Origin of the sequence: Sphaerisporangium sp. TRM90804 (assembly GCF_029846175.1) — a bacterium.
In the GTDB taxonomy this organism is placed as follows: Bacteria; Actinomycetota; Actinomycetes; order Streptosporangiales; family Streptosporangiaceae; genus Sphaerisporangium.
Map to the genome: position 1 here is coordinate 114,286 of NZ_JARWAC010000015.1, position 17,190 is coordinate 131,475.

General features: G+C 72.6%; 18 protein-coding genes and 1 pseudogene. 10 read left to right on the top strand and 9 right to left on the bottom strand.

Features of this window, described 5'->3' with window-relative positions; genetic code table 11:
* Nucleotides 1-10 precede the first annotated feature (10 nt).
* Genes PYR91_RS19125 through PYR91_RS19140 form a run of 4 tightly spaced genes read right to left on the bottom strand, consistent with a single transcriptional unit; the run spans nt 11 to nt 3,142 of the window.
* A complete protein-coding gene (locus tag PYR91_RS19125) occupies nt 11-1,207 on the bottom strand; it encodes an MFS transporter (protein ID WP_279781333.1) in 1,197 nt (398 codons plus the stop codon).
* Nucleotides 1,208-1,266: 59 nt separating this feature from the next.
* Nucleotides 1,267-2,694 (bottom strand): benzaldehyde dehydrogenase, encoded by a 1,428-nt coding sequence (locus PYR91_RS19130; RefSeq protein WP_279781765.1) that lies wholly within the window; start codon nt 2,692-2,694, stop codon nt 1,267-1,269.
* A 38-nt stretch (nt 2,695-2,732) separates the two neighbouring features.
* A complete protein-coding gene (locus PYR91_RS19135; RefSeq protein ID WP_279781335.1) occupies nt 2,733-3,011 on the bottom strand; it encodes a hypothetical protein in 279 nt (92 codons plus the stop codon).
* Nucleotides 3,008-3,142 carry a hypothetical protein gene (locus PYR91_RS19140; protein ID WP_279781337.1) on the bottom strand — a complete coding sequence of 45 codons (135 nt, stop codon included), beginning with the start codon at nt 3,140-3,142 and terminating at the stop codon, nt 3,008-3,010. Before PYR91_RS19140 ends, PYR91_RS19135 begins: the two co-directional genes overlap by 4 nt.
* A gap of 245 nt (nt 3,143-3,387) precedes the next feature.
* On the opposite strand from PYR91_RS19140, the gene PYR91_RS19145 reads away from it, so the two are divergent.
* The 7 genes and pseudogenes from PYR91_RS19145 (at nt 3,388) to PYR91_RS19175 (ending at nt 9,451) form a co-directional block, all read left to right on the top strand.
* Nucleotides 3,388-4,245: a CoA transferase subunit A gene (locus tag PYR91_RS19145; protein WP_279781339.1), complete on the top strand. Its 858-nt coding sequence runs from the start codon at nt 3,388-3,390 to the stop codon at nt 4,243-4,245.
* A gap of 64 nt (nt 4,246-4,309) precedes the next feature.
* Nucleotides 4,310-5,026 carry a CoA-transferase gene (locus PYR91_RS19150; protein ID WP_279781766.1) on the top strand — a complete coding sequence of 239 codons (717 nt, stop codon included), beginning with the start codon at nt 4,310-4,312 and terminating at the stop codon, nt 5,024-5,026.
* Between the two features lie 521 nt (nt 5,027-5,547).
* A complete protein-coding gene (locus tag PYR91_RS19155; RefSeq protein WP_279781341.1) occupies nt 5,548-6,648 on the top strand; it encodes a DNA alkylation repair protein in 1,101 nt (366 codons plus the stop codon).
* 324 nt (nt 6,649-6,972) lie between these two features.
* Nucleotides 6,973-7,770, top strand: a complete 798-nt coding sequence (locus tag PYR91_RS19160) for an IclR family transcriptional regulator C-terminal domain-containing protein (RefSeq protein WP_279781767.1) — start codon at nt 6,973-6,975, stop codon at nt 7,768-7,770.
* An 83-nt stretch (nt 7,771-7,853) separates the two neighbouring features.
* A pseudogene (locus PYR91_RS19165) lies at nt 7,854-8,117 on the top strand (HAMP domain-containing sensor histidine kinase); the annotation flags it as partial.
* A 55-nt stretch (nt 8,118-8,172) separates the two neighbouring features.
* Entirely contained in the window at nt 8,173-8,337 is a 165-nt protein-coding gene (locus PYR91_RS19170; RefSeq protein WP_279781769.1) for an ATP-binding protein, read from the top strand.
* Between the two features lie 85 nt (nt 8,338-8,422).
* Nucleotides 8,423-9,451 carry a LacI family DNA-binding transcriptional regulator gene (locus PYR91_RS19175; RefSeq protein WP_279781343.1) on the top strand — a complete coding sequence of 343 codons (1,029 nt, stop codon included), beginning with the start codon at nt 8,423-8,425 and terminating at the stop codon, nt 9,449-9,451.
* Nucleotides 9,452-9,645: 194 nt separating this feature from the next.
* Here the strand turns inward: PYR91_RS19175 and PYR91_RS19180 are convergent, their stop codons facing one another.
* The 3 genes from PYR91_RS19180 to PYR91_RS19190 form a co-directional block, all read right to left on the bottom strand.
* Nucleotides 9,646-10,068 (bottom strand): hypothetical protein, encoded by a 423-nt coding sequence (locus PYR91_RS19180; RefSeq protein WP_279781345.1) that lies wholly within the window; start codon nt 10,066-10,068, stop codon nt 9,646-9,648.
* On the bottom strand, nt 10,065-10,352 hold the full coding sequence (locus tag PYR91_RS19185; protein ID WP_279781347.1) for a hypothetical protein: 288 nt from the start codon (nt 10,350-10,352) through the stop codon (nt 10,065-10,067). The genes PYR91_RS19180 and PYR91_RS19185 overlap by 4 nt, the downstream gene beginning before the upstream one ends.
* Nucleotides 10,353-10,667: 315 nt before the next feature.
* Complete coding sequence (locus PYR91_RS19190) at nt 10,668-11,876, bottom strand: helix-turn-helix transcriptional regulator (RefSeq protein WP_279781349.1); 1,209 nt, start codon at nt 11,874-11,876, stop codon at nt 10,668-10,670.
* 113 nt (nt 11,877-11,989) lie between these two features.
* On the opposite strand from PYR91_RS19190, the gene PYR91_RS19195 reads away from it, so the two are divergent.
* Nucleotides 11,990-12,706 carry a haloacid dehalogenase-like hydrolase gene (locus tag PYR91_RS19195; protein WP_279781351.1) on the top strand — a complete coding sequence of 239 codons (717 nt, stop codon included), beginning with the start codon at nt 11,990-11,992 and terminating at the stop codon, nt 12,704-12,706.
* 164 nt (nt 12,707-12,870) lie between these two features.
* Here the strand turns inward: PYR91_RS19195 and PYR91_RS19200 are convergent, their stop codons facing one another.
* Nucleotides 12,871-13,803: a LysR substrate-binding domain-containing protein gene (locus PYR91_RS19200; protein WP_279781353.1), complete on the bottom strand. Its 933-nt coding sequence runs from the start codon at nt 13,801-13,803 to the stop codon at nt 12,871-12,873.
* Nucleotides 13,804-13,874: 71 nt separating this feature from the next.
* Between PYR91_RS19200 and PYR91_RS19205 the strand changes: the two genes are divergently transcribed.
* On the top strand, nt 13,875-14,657 hold the full coding sequence (locus tag PYR91_RS19205) for an SDR family oxidoreductase (protein WP_279781355.1): 783 nt from the start codon (nt 13,875-13,877) through the stop codon (nt 14,655-14,657).
* Complete coding sequence (locus PYR91_RS19210; RefSeq protein ID WP_279781357.1) at nt 14,654-16,408, top strand: MFS transporter; 1,755 nt, start codon at nt 14,654-14,656, stop codon at nt 16,406-16,408. Before PYR91_RS19205 ends, PYR91_RS19210 begins: the two co-directional genes overlap by 4 nt.
* 105 nt (nt 16,409-16,513) lie before the next feature.
* Here PYR91_RS19210 and PYR91_RS19215 read toward each other — a convergent pair whose 3' ends face one another.
* The gene (locus PYR91_RS19215) at nt 16,514-17,164 is read right to left on the bottom strand and encodes a formylglycine-generating enzyme family protein (protein WP_279781771.1); all 651 of its coding nucleotides are present in this window, start codon (nt 17,162-17,164) and stop codon (nt 16,514-16,516) included.
* Between the last annotated feature and the right edge of the window lie 26 nt (nt 17,165-17,190).

Below are 17,190 nucleotides of genomic sequence, written 5' to 3' on the forward strand. Positions count from 1 at the left end.
GTAGGCCAGGTCACACCCCCGCCTCCCGCGTGACACGCGGGTGCCGCCCGGGTTCGGCCCGCCCGGCCGGCAGGCCGAGCGCGAGCTGCACGACGCAGGCGCCGAGCCCGGCGGCCAGCGGCACCGTCCAGCCGCCGGAGAGCTGGTGGAGCAGCCCGGCGGCGAGCGGGCCGAGCGCGGCCAGCACGTAGCCGGACGACTGCGCGACCGCCGACAACGCGGTCACCGAGGCGGGGTCGGGGGCCCGCAGTGTGATGATCAGCAGGGCGAGCGCGATCGACGCGCCCTGGCCGAGGCCCAGCACCACCATCCACAGCCAGGGCGCCGTCGCCGGGGCGAGCAGCACGCCCAGGTACCCGACCGCGGTCAGCACGGCCGCCACGGCGACGTGCGGCGCCTGCGAGGGCGCCCGCCCCGCGTGGACGGGCACGGTGAGCGTGGCGGCGATCTGCGCGAGGTTGGTGAGGGCCAGCAGGTACCCGGCCTGGTCGGCGGGGAGCCCGGCGTCGCGGAAGATCGTCGGCAGCCAGGCCAGCATGACGTAGAACGTCATCGACTGGACACCCATGAAGCCCATGACGTACCAGGTGACGCGCCTGCGAAGCAGCGTGGCGTACGGCCGGCGTCCGCCGCCCGTCTCGCGGTGACGCGGGGCGAACGCCTGCGGGGCCCACAGCACGGCGGCGGCCAGCGCCGGCGCGGCGACCGACGCGGACGCGGCCCGCCAGCCGTACTCCTCCGCGAGCGGCACCATGAGCGCCGAGGCTCCCGCCGCGCCGGTCACCAGGCCCGAGACGTAGACGCCGGTGAGCACGCCGACCCTGCCGGGGAAGTGCCGCTTCACCACCGCCGGCATGATCACGTTCATGGTCGCGATGGCCGTCCCGGCGACCGCCGACCCCGCGTACAGCGCGACGACGCCGCCCGCGCCGCGCAGCCCGACCCCGGCGGCCAGCACGACCAGCGCGGCCAGCAGCGTCTGGTCGACGCCGATGCGCGACACCATGGCGGGCGCGAGCGGGGCCGCGACGCCCAGGCAGACCACCATGACGGTGGTGATCGCCCCGCCCGCCGCCGGGGTGAGCGACAGGTCGCGCATGATGTCGCCGAGCAGCGGCGACACTCCGGCGAGCGCGGGACGCAGGTTGAGCGAGGCGAGCACGAGGCCCGCGAGCAGCAGCACCACCGCGGGTCTCGGACGCCTCATGAGCCCCGGAGCCTATCGAACGTCACACAAGCGCCCACGAGGGTCTGAACCTCGCGCGGTCAGAACGGATATCGGGCGATGTCGCCCTGCATGGTCACCCACTGGGTCTCGGTGAACGCCTCGACGTTGGCCCGGGTGCCGCCGAAGCGCGAGCCGGTGCCCGAGGCGCCCACGCCGCCGAAGGGGGCCACCGCCTCGTCGTCCACCGTCTGGTCGTTGATGTGCACGATGCCGGTGGGCACCAGGTCGGCCAGGGCCAGGCCCTTCATGGCGTCGCGGGTGAGGATGCCCAGCGAGAGCCCGTACTCGCTGTCGGCCGCCAGGGCGGCGGCCTCCTCGGGCGAGGAGAACGGCATGACCGGGGCCACCGGCCCGAACACCTCCTGCGCGTACGCCGGCGCGGCCGGCGTCAGGTCGGTGAGCACGGTGGGACGGTAGAACAGGCTCTCGAAGGTGCCGCCGGCGGCCAGCCGGGCGCCGCCGTCGACGCTGCCGGTGACCAGGGCGTGCACCTTGTCGCGCTGGCGCTCGTCGATCAGCGGGCCGAGCGCGACCTCCTGGGTCGCCGGGTCGCCGACCGGCATGGCGTCGGCCTTGGCCGCGAGCCGCTCGACGTACTCGTCCTTGATCGAGGCGTGCACCAGGTGCCTGCCCGCCGTCATGCAGATCTGGCCCTGGTGGAAGAACGAGCTCCACGCGGCGGCCGAGACGGCGAGGTCGAGGTCGGCGTCGTCCAGGACGACCAGTGCCGAGTTCCCGCCGAGCTCCAGGTGGACGCGCTTGAGGTGGCGGGCGCCCAGCTCCCCGACCGCCCGCCCCGCGGCGGTCGAACCGGTGAAGGAGATCACCCGGATCCTCGGGTCGGTGACGATCGCCTGCCCGGTCTCCGCGCCGCCCGGCAGGACGTGCAGCAGGCCAGGCGGCAGGCCCGCCTCCTCGAACACGCGGGCGACCGCGACGCCGCCGCAGACGGCGGTGCGCGGGTCGGGCTTGAACACCACGGCGTTGCCGAGCGCCAGCGCGGGCGCCACCGAGCGGATGCCCAGGATCAGCGGCACGTTGAACGGCGCGATCACCCCGACGACCCCGGCGGGCACGCGGCGCGCGAGGCTGAGCCGCCGCTTGGCGGTGGGCAGGATCTCGCCCGGCGGCTGGGACGCCAGCGCCGCGGCCTCGTAGCACTCCTGGGCGGCCACGTGCGTCTCGAAGCCCGCCTTGCCGGGCACGCTGCCCGCCTCGCGCACCAGCCAGCCGGCGATGGCGGCCGCGTGCTCCTCGAACAGGCGCCCGGCCCGGCGCAACACGGCCGCGCGCTCCTCGAAGGAGGTGGCGGCCCACGCGCGCTGCGCCTGCGCGGCGCGAGCGGCCGAGGCGGCGACGTCGCCGGGGCCGGCGACTCCGGCGCGGCCGATCTCGTGGCCGGTCGCGGGCTCGACCACGGGCGCGTCCCCGGCCAGCGACGGCGCCCAGCCGTCGGCGCCGTAGATGGAGCCGGTCCAGACCTTGGGATCGAGGAAGTCCACGATCAATCCCCTCTCGGGTGGATGGAGCTCCGGTCGGTCGACCGGTACGAGCCGTGGGACCCCCGGCCGCTCACCGCGCGTCCCGCCGGCCCTCGGCCAGGACGGCGGCGCGCCGCCGGGACGCTCATCGGGCCGTTCGCGCGCCGGGTCCCGGCGCGGACGTGGCCGCGCGGCTCGGCGAAGCGCGGCAGGCCGCGGGTGGGGAGCTGATCGCGCTCCGGCGGGAAGCCGATCTTCAGGTCCTCGGTGACGACGGCCGGCGAGGACAAGAGCATGATCACCCGCCCGCCCAGGCGGACGTGTCGGCGCCGGCGGCGTCCCCGCCGCCGGCCGCCGCAGGGCTCCCCGGGGAGTCGCGGGCGGTCGTCGTCGCCGGCGGGGCGATCGCGGCGGCGCGGACCGAGCGGCGCATGAGCACTCCAGGAGCAGGTGGGAGCCCGTTCGCTGAGCGAACAAAAGTTCTGCCCGAGAACGTTTGCTGTGCAAGCTACGCCGCTCGCCCTGCCCCGTCAACGCCGCCGTAACATACCGACACTCCACGACCGGGCCGACCTGGCGAGAGGTTGACCGGGTCGGGGGGTGGTCAGTAGCGTCGAGGGCGAGAATGTCCGTTCGCCTGGCGAACAGTGTCGGCTCTGCGAGCAGGCTGGAGGTGGCGTGGCCCAGGTCGTTCCGCTCGCGGACGCGGTCGCGGAGGTCGTGCACGACGGCGACAGCGTGGCGCTGGAGGGGTTCACCCACCTCATCCCGTTCGCCGCGGCGCACGAGATCATCCGCCAGGGCCGCGGCGGGCTGACCCTCATCAGGATGACGCCCGACCTCGTCTACGACCAGATGATCGGCATGGGCTGCGCCAGGAAGCTCGTCTTCTCCTGGGGCGGCAACCCCGGCGTCGGGTCGCTGCACCGCTTCCGCGACGCCGTGCAGAGCCGCTCCCTGGAGATCGAGGAGCACAGCCACGCGGGCATGGCGAACGCCTACGTCGCCGGCGCGTCCGGCCTGCCCTTCGCCGTCCTGCGCGGGTACCGGGGCACCGACCTTCCCGGCGTCACCGCCACGATCAAGCCCATCACCTGCCCGTTCACCGGCGAGGAGCTGACCGCGGTGCCCGCGATCACCCCCGACGCCGGCATCGTGCACGCCCAGCGCGCCGACCGGCGGGGCAACGTGCAGCTCTGGGGCATCACCGGCGTCCAGAAGGAGGTCGTGCTCGCCTCCCGCCGCTCCCTGGTGACCGTGGAGGAGATCGTCGACACGCTGACCCCCGTCCCCGGCGCCGTGGTGCTGCCGTCCTGGGCCGTCGACTACGTCTCCCCCGCCCCCGGCGGCTCCCACCCGTCCTACACCCAGGGCTACTCGGTGCGCGACAACGCCTTCTACTCCGCCTGGGACGCCATCAGCCGCGACCAGTCCACGTTCCTCTCCTGGATGCGGGACAACGTCCTGTCGCAGGCCGCCGGCACCCCGCCGCCCCCGGCCGCTCGCGCCCCCGAAGCCCCAGGAAACCACGCGTGAACCCCCCACGCCGAGCGGACGTGGGCCCGACGGGGAGGCGACGGTGAGCTGGACCGCCGACGAGATGATGACGATCGCCGCCGCCCGGCGGCTCCACGACGGGCTCTCGTGCTTCGTCGGCATCGGGTTGCCCAGCACGGCGGCCAACCTGGCCCGCAGGACGCACGCCCCCGGCCTGACGCTGATCTACGAGTCGGGCACCATCGGCGCCAAGCCCGACCACCTGCCGCTCTCGATCGGCGACGGCATCCTGGCCGAGACCGCCGACACCGTGGTGAGCGTCCCGGAGATCTTCAACTACTGGCTGCAGCCCGGGCGCATCGACGTCGGCTTCCTCGGCGCCGCCCAGATCGACCGCTTCGGCAACATCAACACCACCGCGATCGGCGACTACGCCGACCCGAAGGTGCGGCTGCCCGGCGCGGGCGGCGCCCCGGAGATCGCCGCCTCCTGCGGCGAGGTGATCGTCATCGTCCGCCAGAGCCGCCGCGCCTTCGTCGACCGCGTCGACTTCGTCACCTCGGTCGGCTTCGGACGAGCGGCGGGCGACCGCGCCCGCCTGGGCCTGCGCGGCCACGGCCCCCGCACCGTCATCACCGACCTGGGCATCCTCGAACCCGACCCCGGCACCGAGGAGCTCCGCCTCACCCACCTCCACCCCGGCACCACCCTCGCCCAAGCCCAGGAGGCCACCGCCTGGCCCCTCACGGCCGCCCCCACCCTCCAACGAACCGAACCCCCCACCCCCGACGAACTCCAGGCCCTACGCGCCCTGACCTGACCCCGCGCAGACTCCCGGTCCCCACCGGCAAACGACGCCACCTCCACCGGTAGCGAATCGAAGCGCCCCTGCCGTCAGGCCTCACGCAGGTCCGGCTAGCGATGATCTTCATGGCGGCGGCACAGCTCGCGGCACTTCTGCCGTCGTCGCCACCGATCCGTCGACCCCCTCGAAAAGGCGCCTCCGGCACTCTCCTCAAGGGCGACCCTCGACCGAACCCACCCACGGTGGCGCAAGCGGCCGTCCTCAGCCGCCGGAAGACAACCGAGAACGGCTTCACCGCCCTCCACCACACCGTGCCGCTGAACTCAATCGGACGCGCCCCGGCGCTTCGTGCCGCCGTGCGGTGTCCGGGGATGAGTCCCGCGGTCGGCGTGCGGTGCTCGGACCCGCCCCGGCGGGTCGGCCGTCGGGCGGGGTTCCGGGATTGTCGGCGGCGAGGGTTAGCATCCGGGAAGACGCCGCCGAGCTGGGTGAACGGCGTCCGCAAGCTGTTCTCGAACCCCACGGAGGCCCCGCTCATGCCGACCGCCGACGAGCTGCTCAGCAGCGCCGACGTCGACACCCTCGCCGGGCTGCTGCGCGTGGCCGCGCCCGGCCGCGAGTGGCGCCACGTCGCCGAGGTCGCCGGTGAGCTGGGCGAGCTCGGCCTGGGCGAGCGCGCCCGTGCCGTGCGCGACGCGCTGCTGCTCGACCTCCCGGCCGGCTACCGGCCGGCCGCCGAGGTCCTCCGCGCGGCGCTGCGACGGCCCGGCTTCTCCGGGTGGCTCGTGTGGCCGGTGTCCGAAGCGGTCGCCACGCTCGCCTGCGCCTCCGGTTCCGCGGCCGATCTCGACGACGGCCTGAAGCTGCTGGCGGAGCTGACCCCCCGCCTGACGTCGGAGTTCGCCCTCCGCACCTTCCTGAACACCGACCTCGCGCGCACGCTGGAGGCCGCTCGGCTCTGGTCCGCGCATCCTGATCCACACGTGCGCCGGCTGGCCAGCGAGGGCACCCGCCCCCGGCTGCCGTGGGCCCGAGGCGTGCCCGCCCTGACAGCCGACCCCGCCAAGACGATCCCCATCCTCGACGCGCTGCGCCGCGACGACTCCGAGACCGTCCGCCGATCGGTGGCCAACCACCTCAACGACATCAGCCGCATCGACCCCGAGCTCGCGGCCGCGACGGCCGCCCGCTGGCTGGCCGACCCCGCCGACACCACCCCCCGCCTGGTCCGCCACGCCCTGCGCACACTGATCAAGAAAGCGCACCCCGCGGCCCTGGCGCTGATGGGCTTCGACGTGGACACCCCCCTCGCGGTCTCCGGCCCGAACCTCCTGGAACACCACGTTCCCGGCGGCGGCGACCTGACCTTCACCGTCGCCGTCACCAACACCACCCCCGAACCGGCCCGGGTCGCCATCGACTACGTCATCCACTTCCGCAAGGCCAACGGCACCCAGGCCGAAAAGGTCTTCAAACTGGCCGAGCGCACCCTCACCCCCGCCCAGAGCTACGAGACGGCCAAGCGCCACTCCTTCCGCCCCATAACCACCCGCCGCTACCACCCCGGCGAACACGCCATAGAACTCCAGGTCAACGGCACAAGACACGGCCGCGTCTCCTTCAACCTCTCCGTCTGACAGGCACCGCCAGCCTCGCCCACCCAACCCCGCCCGGCTGAGCACCGTTGACGGCGCCGTCTTCACCGCGACACCCCCCACCGTCGCGGCGCCGCTTCAAAGGCCCACGGGAACCGTGGTCCGCCGATCGTGCTGATGCGTCCGCCGGCCGCCCGGGTCGGTGGCGAGCAGGAACCAGGCCTCCCTCAGCCGGATCTGCTTCTGGAACTGAGCACCTGAGCGTCTGTGCGCCTGAGCGACCCCGGCGGCGGGGGCGTGCCGTTCCTGGGCGCGGGCGGGGCGGCGCGCACTGGTATAACGGTCAGCGCGGAAGGGGGCCACCACATGGCGGAGGAGTACGTCCAGTCGCTGGCCCGCGGGCTCGCGGTCATCAGGGCCTTCGACGCCGCCAATCCCGAGCTGACGCTCAGCGAGGTGGCCCGGGCCACCGGGCTCACGCGGGCGGCCGCCCGCCGGTTCCTGCTGACGCTGGTGGAGCTCGGGTACGTCCACACCGACGGGCGACTGTTCTCGCTGTCCCCCCGCGTGCTGGAGCTGGGGTACGCCTACCTGTCGAGCCTGTCGCTGCCCGAGGTGGCCCTGCCGCACCTGGAGCGGCTGGTGGCCGAGGTGCACGAGTCGGCGTCGGTCTCGGTGCTCGACATGCCCGACATCGTGTACGTGGCCCGCGTGCCGACCAGCCGCATCATGCGCGTGACGATCAGCATCGGCACGCGGTTCCCCGCGCACTCCACCTCGATGGGCCGGGTGCTGCTGGCCTGGTCGCCGCCGGCCGAACTGGAGGCCTACTTCTCCCGGGCCACGCTGGAGCGGCACACCTCGCGCACCGTCACCTCCCGGGCCGCGCTCGAGGCCGAGCTGGGGCGCGTGCGGTCCCAGGGGTGGGCGATGGTCGACCAGGAGCTGGAGGAGGGCCTGCGCTCGATCGCCGCGCCCGTGCGCGATCGGGCGGGCCGGGTGGTCGCCGCCGTCAACGTGTCCTCACACGCCAGCCGCACCACCGTCGAGTCGGCCCGCCGCGACCTGCTCCCCCCGCTGCTGGCCGCCGCCGCCCGCATCGAGGCCGACCTGCACGCCACCGGCGCCGGCCCCCGCACGGCACTGCCCGCGACCGGGCCCTGATGTCGTCGCTGCTTGAGGAGGCCCTGCTGCTCCAGCGCATCATCGACGACCTGCGAGACCTGGCGCTGGCCGACGCGGGCGAGATGAGCCTCCACCGGGAGCCGGTGGACGCCGGAGGGTTGCTGGCCCAGGTCGCCGCCGCGCACCGGGGCGGCGCGGACGCGGCGGGCGTCACACTGTCCACGCGCGCCGACGGCGGCACCGAGGTGTTCGCCGACCCGGTGCGGCTGCGGCAGGCGGTGGGCAACCTGGTGTCCAACGCCGTGAGGCACACTCCCGGAGGAGGGGACGTGCGCCTGCGCGCCCGCGTTGAAGGCGGCGAGGTGGTGATCGACGTGACGGACACTGGCTCGGGGATCGGCCCGGACGACCTGCCGCTGGTCTTCGAGCGGTTCTGGCGGGGTGGACAAGTCACGCGACCGCCGGACCGGCGGCAGCGGGCTCGGCCTGGCCATCGCCCCCAAGCTGGTCGAGGCGCACGGCGGCTCGCTGTCGGCGACCAGCGTCCCCGGGGAGGGCTCCACGTTCTCCGTCCGGCTGCCGACATCGTCCGCGGTGCGCCGGTGAACGTTTCACGGCGACCGTCCGCCGCGCGCGCGACATGCCGGAGCCGGCATTGACAACGTTGTCAACACGGAGTGAATGCGCGATGATGCACCGCGTGGCAGAGACGAGACGCGGCCGGCCCACGATGAACGACGTCGCGGCCACGGCCGGGGTCGCGCTGAAGACGGTCTCCCGGGTCGTCAACGACGAACCCGGGGTCAACGCGGCGACCGCCGAGCGCGTCCGGCAGGCCATCGAGCGGCTCGGCTACCGCCGCAACGAGGGGGCGCGCGTGCTGCGCCGGGGGCGCACCGCGACGATCGGCCTGATCATCGAGGACGTCGCCGACCCTTTCTACTCCGGGCTCAGCCGCGCCGTCGAGGACGTCGCCCGCAGCCACGGCTCGCTCGTCTTCACCGGCTCCTCCGGCGAGGACCCCCGCCGCGAGCGCGAGCTGGTCCTGGCCTTCTGCGCCCGCCGGGTGGACGGGCTGGTCGTCGTGCCGGCCGGGTCCGACCACGCCTACCTCGGTCCCGAGCTGGCCGCCGGCATCCGCGCGGTCTTCGCCGACCGCCCCGCCGGGCCCGACGTCGACGTCGACACGGTGCTGTGCGACAACACCGGCGGCGCCCGCTCGGGGGTGGCCCACCTGATCGCCCACGGCCACCGCCGCATCGGTTTCGTCGGCGACAGCGCCGTCATCTTCACCGCCGCCGAGCGCCACCGCGGGTTCCGCCAGGGCCTGGAGGCGGCCGGGGTGCCCTACGACGCGTCCCTGGTGGCGATGGGCCCGCCCGACCAGGCCCGGGTGGACGCCGACGTGGCCCGCCTGATGACGGGGCCGCACCCGCCCACGGCCCTGCTCACCGGCAACGGCCGCACCACCCTCACCACCCTGCGCGCCCTGGCGCGCTACCCCTCGCGGGTCGCCCTCGTGGGCTTCGACGACTTCGACCTCGCCGACCTGCTCGTCCCCGCCGTCACGGTCGTGGCCCAAGACCCCCCCGCCCTCGGCCGCACCTCAGCCGAACTGCTCTTCCGCCGCCTGTCCGGCGACAACGGCCCCACCGAACGCGTAGAGCTCCCCACCCGCCTCATCCCCCGAGGCTCCGGCGAACTCCCCCCCGCCCCCTGACCACCCCGCACCCGTCCCTTCCAGACAGCCGTCCCTTCCAGACAGCCGTCCCTTCCAGACAGCCGTCCCTTCCAGACAGCCGTCCCTTCCAGACAGCCGTCCCTCAAATGGTGCCTTCGGCGCAGCCTGCCCAGAGCGACCCTCATCCAGCCCACTCCGTCACCGCCGCGCAAGCCACAGGACCTCTGGCTCGCTCATTTGGAACCCCTCCCGTCAGCCGGAGCATTCGGGCCACTGGTGGCGATCACCCGCCATGAGGCGATCTCGGCGTACCCGGCCGGATGAGCGATGGCGTCCTGGGCGGCCAGCGCCATCACCAGAGCAGGCGCATCCCCCGCGGCGAGAAACGGGAGCAGACCCATCGCGAGCTGGCCATCGGTCAGTTCGGCGTGCCGGGTCGCCGTCCAGCCCTGCGGGACACCATGGTCATCGACCAGGCGGACGACGAGCCATGCCGGGTAAGTCTGGTGGATCGCTTTGATCTGACGTTCGACCAACTCGGCCAGTTCGGGAATCACCGGGCGCTGACGAGGGCTCGGCGACCGGCCGGTGGTCTTCGGGAAGTACCCGCCCACCGAGATGCTCGCGCTCGGCGAGAAGCCGTACGGGTCGGTCACGCCGCACCCCGCCGGGCCACTGACCGGAACATCTTCCCCAGCTCGGCCTCCCGCATCAAGCCCCGTAACTCGTCCACGGTGGCCGAAGCGACACGCACCGGCTCAGCAGCCCACCGCGCGAACGCGACGAACTCGCGGGTCCACTCGCCGTAGAGGATCAGCCAGCCGGGCTCCATGCGATCGAGCTGCGCGGCGGCGGCCTTCTTGACCTGGTCGAACCGGCGAGAGACGAACTGGTCGGGCAGCACCCCGTCGCGGTGCCGGCCGCCGGGAGGCTTGGACACACGTGATGGGGCGCCTACCGTATTGGTGAATTCAGGCTTTCCCATGGGGCAGCACCTCACTTCCTGCGGTATGTCGTGCGCTCGCTCCGATCGACGATGATCGGCGAATCGTGCTGCGGTAGGTGATGAAGCGTGGCTAGGCCGATGTGCCGGGGCACGCGAACGACGTCCCGTCCGACTGCGTCTGGGATACGTCAGCGGGGATCCGCCAAATGCACGGTCACAGCCTTGTCCATCACGTGGACATGTCGACGGTACGCACGAAGACGGGGGACCACCCGAACAGTCAGTTCGGATAACCCGTGGTTCGGCAGGTCAAGGTACTTGCAGACGCTGTGCGAGCGCGTTGACCTGCCGTCGATACGTGGGCCGAACACGGCGCCGCAGGCGAGTGATGATGTCCTGGGCGAGAGGGCTTCGAGTCAGGTCTTCCGGAGCCAGTCGCTCCAGGTCCAACAGGTGAACCAGCACTGCGGGGTCTTCGCGTCGGATGTCGTGGCAGCGAGCCACTTCGAGCTGGAACGTGAAACGGCGCTCGATGGAGGGGAGCCGACTGGCATCGATCTGATCCGCGAGGCGCAGCGCTTCGGCGGCTTTGCCTGCCTCCATGTCGATGCTCATGCTGTGCAACTCCACGTTCGTCGGTCCGAAGACGGTCCACATGACGTTGCCTTCGCCCGCTTGCTGAGCCTGTGCCGTGGCCCGGGTGAACAGACGATCTCGAGCTTTGGTCCAGCGCTTACGGCGGGAATCGGCGACGACCGCGATCAGTTCCAGTGCGCCCGCAAGAGCGACCGCGTTCGCGTCCTCAGGCGCCGCCTGGGCAAGCTGCCGGATTCCCAGAGCCGCGATCTGCTCCGCCGCCTCATGCTCGGCACTCGCGAGGAGGACATGTCCGAGATTCCATCGCGCGGCACCGATTCGAATGGGATCATCAGCTTCCTCTGCGGCACGCAGCGCACGGTCGGCGGCCATGAGGGACAAGTCGACACGGCCGACACGGCGGCAGTAGGACCGGAGCATGAAGTACAGGTCGGCTGCCACGCGCTGCACTTCACGCCGTGCGGAATCGTCAGCGCCGAGCCGAACCGCCTGAACGGCACGTTCGAGGTCGCTGATCAGGCCGGGCAGGACGGCTGCCGCATCGGTGAACCGGGTCGGACTGGTCTGCCACATGCGCCATGCCGCCTCGACGCGGTCTCGAAGAAGGGCGGTCGGCGTCGGCTCGGGACCGCAGGGCAAGCGGTAGCCCAACAAGGCACTTACGACATGCGGGTCCACGTCGGCAGCCCTGGCGGGGGGTTCACTTCGGTTCAACTCACCCAGCAAAGCCGACATCGGCACGCCGAGCTCGACCGCGAGAGAGTGCAAAACCGGCAGGGACGGCACCTTGAGACCGCGCTCGATCTGCGACAGATACTCCTCGGTGATCCCGCACAGTCCGGCGACCGCAGCCTGCTTACGTTGCTTCTTTTCGCGCCAGTAGCGAACCCGTTCGCCAATCGGGAGGTTGGGTGAACCCATCCCGGCAACCTCTTCTCGCTGATGCGTTGAGCTGGACCGTAGGAAGATCGGCGTGAGGAGACCCGTGTCCGTATGACAGTCTGACCCCTCGGGGGTCGCGGCAGGAGGAGAACATGTCGGCTCGTCGGATTGTGCTCTGGGACATCGACCACACACTCGTGGACACCCGGGGAGTCGGCCGCGAGTTCTCCGCGGAGGCTTTCAAGAAGACCACCGGCGTTCCGATGCGGCAGCAGGCGAAAGTGGACGGGATCACCGAATCGGTGATCTTCAGGGAGACGGCGAAACTGCACGGCCTGACAACAGATCGGAGCGATTTCGAAAGGTTCGCCGAAGCTCTCGCCGAGACGCACAGGGCAAGGTCGGCGGAACTGCGTGAGCGCGGATACGCGCTACCTGGAGCGGCAGTCGCGCTTGATGCGCTCGCCGAACTCCCCGGCGTCGTCCAAACCGTACTGACGGGCAATGTTCGTCAGGTGGCCCGAATCAAGATGGAATTGTTTGGACTTGATAGGCATGTCACATGGCCCATCGGCGCCTTCGGCGAAGATGACGATGTACGTGCGGAACTGGTGCGTATCGCATTGGGGCGAGCGAGCTTCGAGTTCGGCGAGCCCGCCACCCCGGCGAATGCGATTCTCATCGGGGATACCCCTGCCGATGTCGAAGCCGGCCAGGAGGCCGGGGTCACGGTGATCGCGGTGGCGTCGGGGCGCAGTTCGGTGGACGACCTGCGTCGAGCCGGGGCCGACCATGTTCTGCCGAGCCTTGTCGACACGGCTTCCCTGATAGCACTCGTGAACAACGACGGGAAACGTCCGTCCGGGTGAGGCGCAGGCCGGCGACACGTCCCAGGGCGGCGACCAGGCGGCGTGCGCGATGGCGGGTCGAGGCCCGGTGAGGGGCGCCCTCGACAGGCTGCGCCGAAGGCACCATTTCCGAGGGGGCGCTGGGAAGGCGTGGCGTCGGCGGAGGAACGGGCCGAGTGAGCTGGTCAGTGTTGGGGGATCGGTTCGCGGATGGGGTGGAAGGCCTCGGTCGCCGGGTTCAGGCATTCGATGAAGCGGCGCAGGACGGGCGAGCGGTCGTTGGAGCGCCAGAGGACCGCCGAGGTGATCTGGGTGGTGGGGCCCGTCAGGGGGACGAAGGAGACGCCCTCTCCGCGCAGGGCCCGGGTGGAGGCGGGGACGAGGGCCACGCCGAGGCCCGCGGCGACGATCATGAGCTGGGTGGAGAGCTCGCCGACCTGGTGGGCGATGTGCGGGGCGAAACCGGCTAGGCGGCACATCTCGTTCAGGGTCTCGTGCCACTCGGCGCAGCCCTGCGGTTCGAGGACGACGAAGCCTTCGTCCGACAGCTCCGCGAGGTCGAGCGTCGGCCGGGCGGCGAGCGGATGATCGGCGCGAAGGGCGGCGACGAACGGCTCGACCGACAGCTCGCGGCTCCCCAGGCCGGGCGAGCAGGGGAACAGGCCGAGCCTGGCGACGAAGGCGACGTCCACCACGTCGTCGTCCAGCGGCTGCGACCGGCCGCCCTGCGCCAGCTCGCTCAGCTCCACCTGCACGTCGGAGTAGCGCTCACGGAAACCGGCCAGCATGGCGAGGAAGGCCCCCGACGACGTGCTCGGCGTGTAGCCCACGCGCAGCCGGCCCAGCTCGCCGCGTTGCGCGCGCCGGGCCACCGACCGCGCCGTCTCGGCCTGTGCCAGCGTGCGGCGGGCCTCGACGAGGAACAGCTCCCCCACGTCGCTCAGCCGGGTGCGGCGCCGCTCGCGGACGAGCAGCTCGACCCCGAGCGACGCCTCCAGCCGCTGGATCTGCTGGGACAAGGCGGGCTGGGCGATGCGCAGGCGTTCGGCCGCCCGGCCGAAGTGCAGCTCCTCGGCGACGGCGACGAAGCCTTCGAGGTGCCGCAGGTCGAAGTTCATGCGTCCAGCTTATCGATCTATCAAGATTCAATCTTTGACCATATGGATCAGGTCTGGTTAACGTCCAGAGCATGAGCACTGAGACCCTTCCCGCCACGACCGGCCCGGGCCGTCTCGCTGGCCGATCCACCCTCGTCACCGGCGCCACGTCCGGAATCGGCGAGGCCGTAGCACGGGCGTTCGCGCGCGAGGGCGCGTCGGTCACGCTCGTGGGCAGGCGTGCCGAGCTCGGGGAGCGCATCGCCGAGGAGATCACCGCGGCGGGCGGCCGGGCCCACTTCATCGCGGCCGACCTCACCGTGCGGGCGGAGCGGGAGGCCGCGGTTTCCGGCGCGGTCACGGCGTTCGGCGGGCTGGACATCCTGATCAACAACGCCGCCGCCTTCGGCGCGGGGCCCACCGAAAGCGTCACCGAGGACGAGTTCGACCGCGTCGTCTCGCTCAACTACAAGGCCACCTACTTCGTCACCCAGGCCGCCCTGCCGCACCTGCTGCGGCGGCGCGGCGGCAAGATCGTCAACGTGGGGAGCATCGGGACGATCAAGAGCTGGGCCGGCACGTCGGTGTACAACTCGTCGAAGGCGGCGCTGGACAACCTCACGCAGACGTGGGCCCACGAGTTCGGCCCCCAGGGTCTGAACGTCAACGTGGTCAGCCCCGCCATGGTCGACGCGCCGATGTCCCTGCCGGTGCGCGCCCACGTCGACGTGGAGACCCAGATCCTCCCCACCATCCCGGCCGGCCGCATCGCCACCGTGGACGACGTCGTCGCCGCCACGCTCTTCCTGGCGAGCGCCGAGGCCGACTACCTGCACGGCGTCCGCATGCCCATCGACGGCGGACTCACCGCGTGACCACCCCGCCACCGGACGACGTCCAGGCGACGGACCGCGCCCCCCGTCCGGCGGACGCCACGGACACGGACGGCGGCGACCGCACCACGCACGCAGAGCCCCAAGCCGGCCATGAGCGCCGTCCGACCGGCTTCCAGGGCGCCGGCGGGGACGGCACCGCGGACGGCGACGGCCAGGCGAGCCTTGACCATCCCCCGACCGGAGCCCGGGACACGGCGGCCGGGGAGGCCGGTGTCGGGGTGCTCCTCCTCGTGTGCACGGTGCAGTTCATGGTCGTCCTGGACGCCACGATCGCCAACGTGGCGCTGCCCGCCATCGGGACCGACCTGTCCATGACGCCCGCCGACCTGCAGTACGTCGTCACGCTGTACGCCGCGACCTTCGGCGGCCTGCTCCTGCTGGCCGGTCGCGCGGGCGACCTGCTGGGACGCCGCCGCCTGTTCGTCACGGGCACGGCGGTGTTCTCGGCGGCGTCGGCGGCGTGCGGGCTCTCCCCAACGTCCGGCGTGCTGCTGGCGGCGCGGGTGGCGCAGGGGCTCGGCGCCGCGCTGATCTCCGCGACGGCTCTGGCGCTGCTCCTGATCGCCTTCGCGGAGGGCGCCCGGCGCGACCGCGCGCTGGGCGTCTGGAGCGGCATGGGAGCCACCGGCGCCGGGGCAGGGCTGGTGCTCGGCGGCGTCCTCACCGACACCCTGGGCTGGCCGGCGGTCTTCCTGGTCAACGTCCCGCTGGGCGTGATCGCCATCGCCGCGTCCAGGATCCTGCCCGCCGACCGGCCGTCCCGCCGCGCCGACGCCCCGCCGGCGACGGAAACGCGGGCCGACGCGCCGGGACGCCCCGGGGCACTCGCCGCGCCGACCGGCGACGCGAGCGGGGCACGAACGCCCGCCGGGAACGGCACCCGCCGCCTCTCGCGCGCCACCCGGGCCGGTGTCGACGTTCCGGGCGCGGTGACGGCCACGCTGGGCATCGGGTCGCTGATCTACGGGGTGACCGAGGCGCAGCGGAGCGGCCCGTCCTCGGCGTCCGCCGCCTCGTCACTCGCCGTGTCGGCCGTCCTGCTCACGAGCTTCGTGCTGATCCAGCGGCGGTCGCCCGTGCCGATGATCCCGCCGCGTCTCCTGGCGCACCGCACGATCGCGAGCGGGAACCTGGCGACCCTCTGCATAGCCGGCGTCTGCTCCGCCCAGAACTTCTTCCTGATGCTGTACATGATGGGCGTGCTGAACTACTCGCCACTCCAGACCGGCCTGGCCGTCGCCCCCACCAGCGTCATGGCGCTGGCGGGCGGCATCCTGGCGCCCCGCCTGACCGCCCGGATGCCGGCCAGGTTCGTCGCGGCCACGGGGCTGGCCCTGGCCTGCCTGGGCGAGGTGATGCTCATCCGCATCGGCGCCGACAGCACCTACCTCGCCGATCTGCTGCCCGGCCTGCTGGTGTTCGGCCTCGGGCTGGGGCCGGCGTTCGTCGGGTGCAGCATCCTGGCGACGACCGGCGGCCGGCCCGGGGAGCAGGGCGTCCTGTCGGGCATCCTGAACACCTTCCAGCAGGTCGGCGTGGCGGTCGGCGTGGCCGCGATGGTCGCCGGGGCGACCGCGTGGACCGCCGCCCACACCGGCGCGGGCCCGGTGGCCGCCCTGGTCGAGGGCTACGCCTTCGGCCTGCTGCTCACCGCCGTGGTGGCCGCGGCGGGCGCCCTGTTCGTCCTCACCCTCGGCCGCCCGAGCAGAAACGCCACCGGCTCACAGTGACCAGGCGCTCGCCCTCACCCAGGGCCGCCCCAGCGAGGAGCCCACCGGCTGACACTGACGGGCGCTCGCCCTCCCCAAGGTCGCCCGAGTAGAAGCGCCACCCGCTCACACCGACCGGGCGAGCCGGAAGCCGAGGTCGTCGATGTGGAAGGTGGGGTGGCTCTTGCGGCGGCACGACGCCCGGCACGCCCGGGGCAGGTCGCCCCAGCCCCCGCCGCGGAACACGCGGTACGGCCCGTAGACGCCGGGGTCGTAGACGTCCCAGCACCACTCCCACACGTTGCCGATCATGTCGTAGAGCCCCCACGCGTTCGGCGCCCGGGTGGCGACGTCGTGCGCCCGGCCACCGGAGTTCCCCCGGTGCCAGGCGATCTCGTCCAGCTCCCCGTAACGGACGCCCGGCGAACCGGCCCGGCACGCGTACTCCCACTCCGCCTCGGACGGCAGCCGGTACCCCCCGGCCCCCGGGTCGCAGACCACGTCCAGCCCGTCCCGGTCGTCCCCCATCGAGTAACACGGCGAGAGCCTTGCCTCCCGCGAGACGAGATTGCAGAACCGCACGGCCTCCAGCCACGACACCTCGCTGACCGGCACCCGAGCCCTCGCCGCCCCGGCGGCCTCCCCACCCAGAACGCCCTCGTACAGCTCGCGGGTCACGGGATACGCCCCCAGCCGGAACCCCTCGACCTCGACGTTCCAGCTCCGCCTGGTGCCCTCGTCGTGCAGGAGGATCCGCCCGGCGGGAATCCCCACCATGTCCTCCCCCACCACCTGCGCCGGCG

Coding starts and splice junctions, on each gene's coding strand:
- PYR91_RS19125 (WP_279781333.1), bottom strand. CDS start 1,207: ATGAGGCGTCCGAGACCCGCGGTGGTGCTGCTGCTCGCGGGCCTCGTG.
- PYR91_RS19140 (WP_279781337.1), bottom strand. CDS start 3,142: ATGCGCCGCTCGGTCCGCGCCGCCGCGATCGCCCCGCCGGCGACGACG.
- PYR91_RS19150 (WP_279781766.1), top strand. CDS start 4,310: ATGATGACGATCGCCGCCGCCCGGCGGCTCCACGACGGGCTCTCGTGC.
- PYR91_RS19155 (WP_279781341.1), top strand. CDS start 5,548: ATGCCGACCGCCGACGAGCTGCTCAGCAGCGCCGACGTCGACACCCTC.
- PYR91_RS19160 (WP_279781767.1), top strand. CDS start 6,973: ATGGCGGAGGAGTACGTCCAGTCGCTGGCCCGCGGGCTCGCGGTCATC.
- PYR91_RS19175 (WP_279781343.1), top strand. CDS start 8,423: ATGCACCGCGTGGCAGAGACGAGACGCGGCCGGCCCACGATGAACGAC.
- PYR91_RS19190 (WP_279781349.1), bottom strand. CDS start 11,876: ATGGGTTCACCCAACCTCCCGATTGGCGAACGGGTTCGCTACTGGCGC.
- PYR91_RS19195 (WP_279781351.1), top strand. CDS start 11,990: ATGTCGGCTCGTCGGATTGTGCTCTGGGACATCGACCACACACTCGTG.
- PYR91_RS19200 (WP_279781353.1), bottom strand. CDS start 13,803: ATGAACTTCGACCTGCGGCACCTCGAAGGCTTCGTCGCCGTCGCCGAG.
- PYR91_RS19205 (WP_279781355.1), top strand. CDS start 13,875: ATGAGCACTGAGACCCTTCCCGCCACGACCGGCCCGGGCCGTCTCGCT.
- PYR91_RS19215 (WP_279781771.1), bottom strand. CDS start 17,164: ATGGTGGGGATTCCCGCCGGGCGGATCCTCCTGCACGACGAGGGCACC.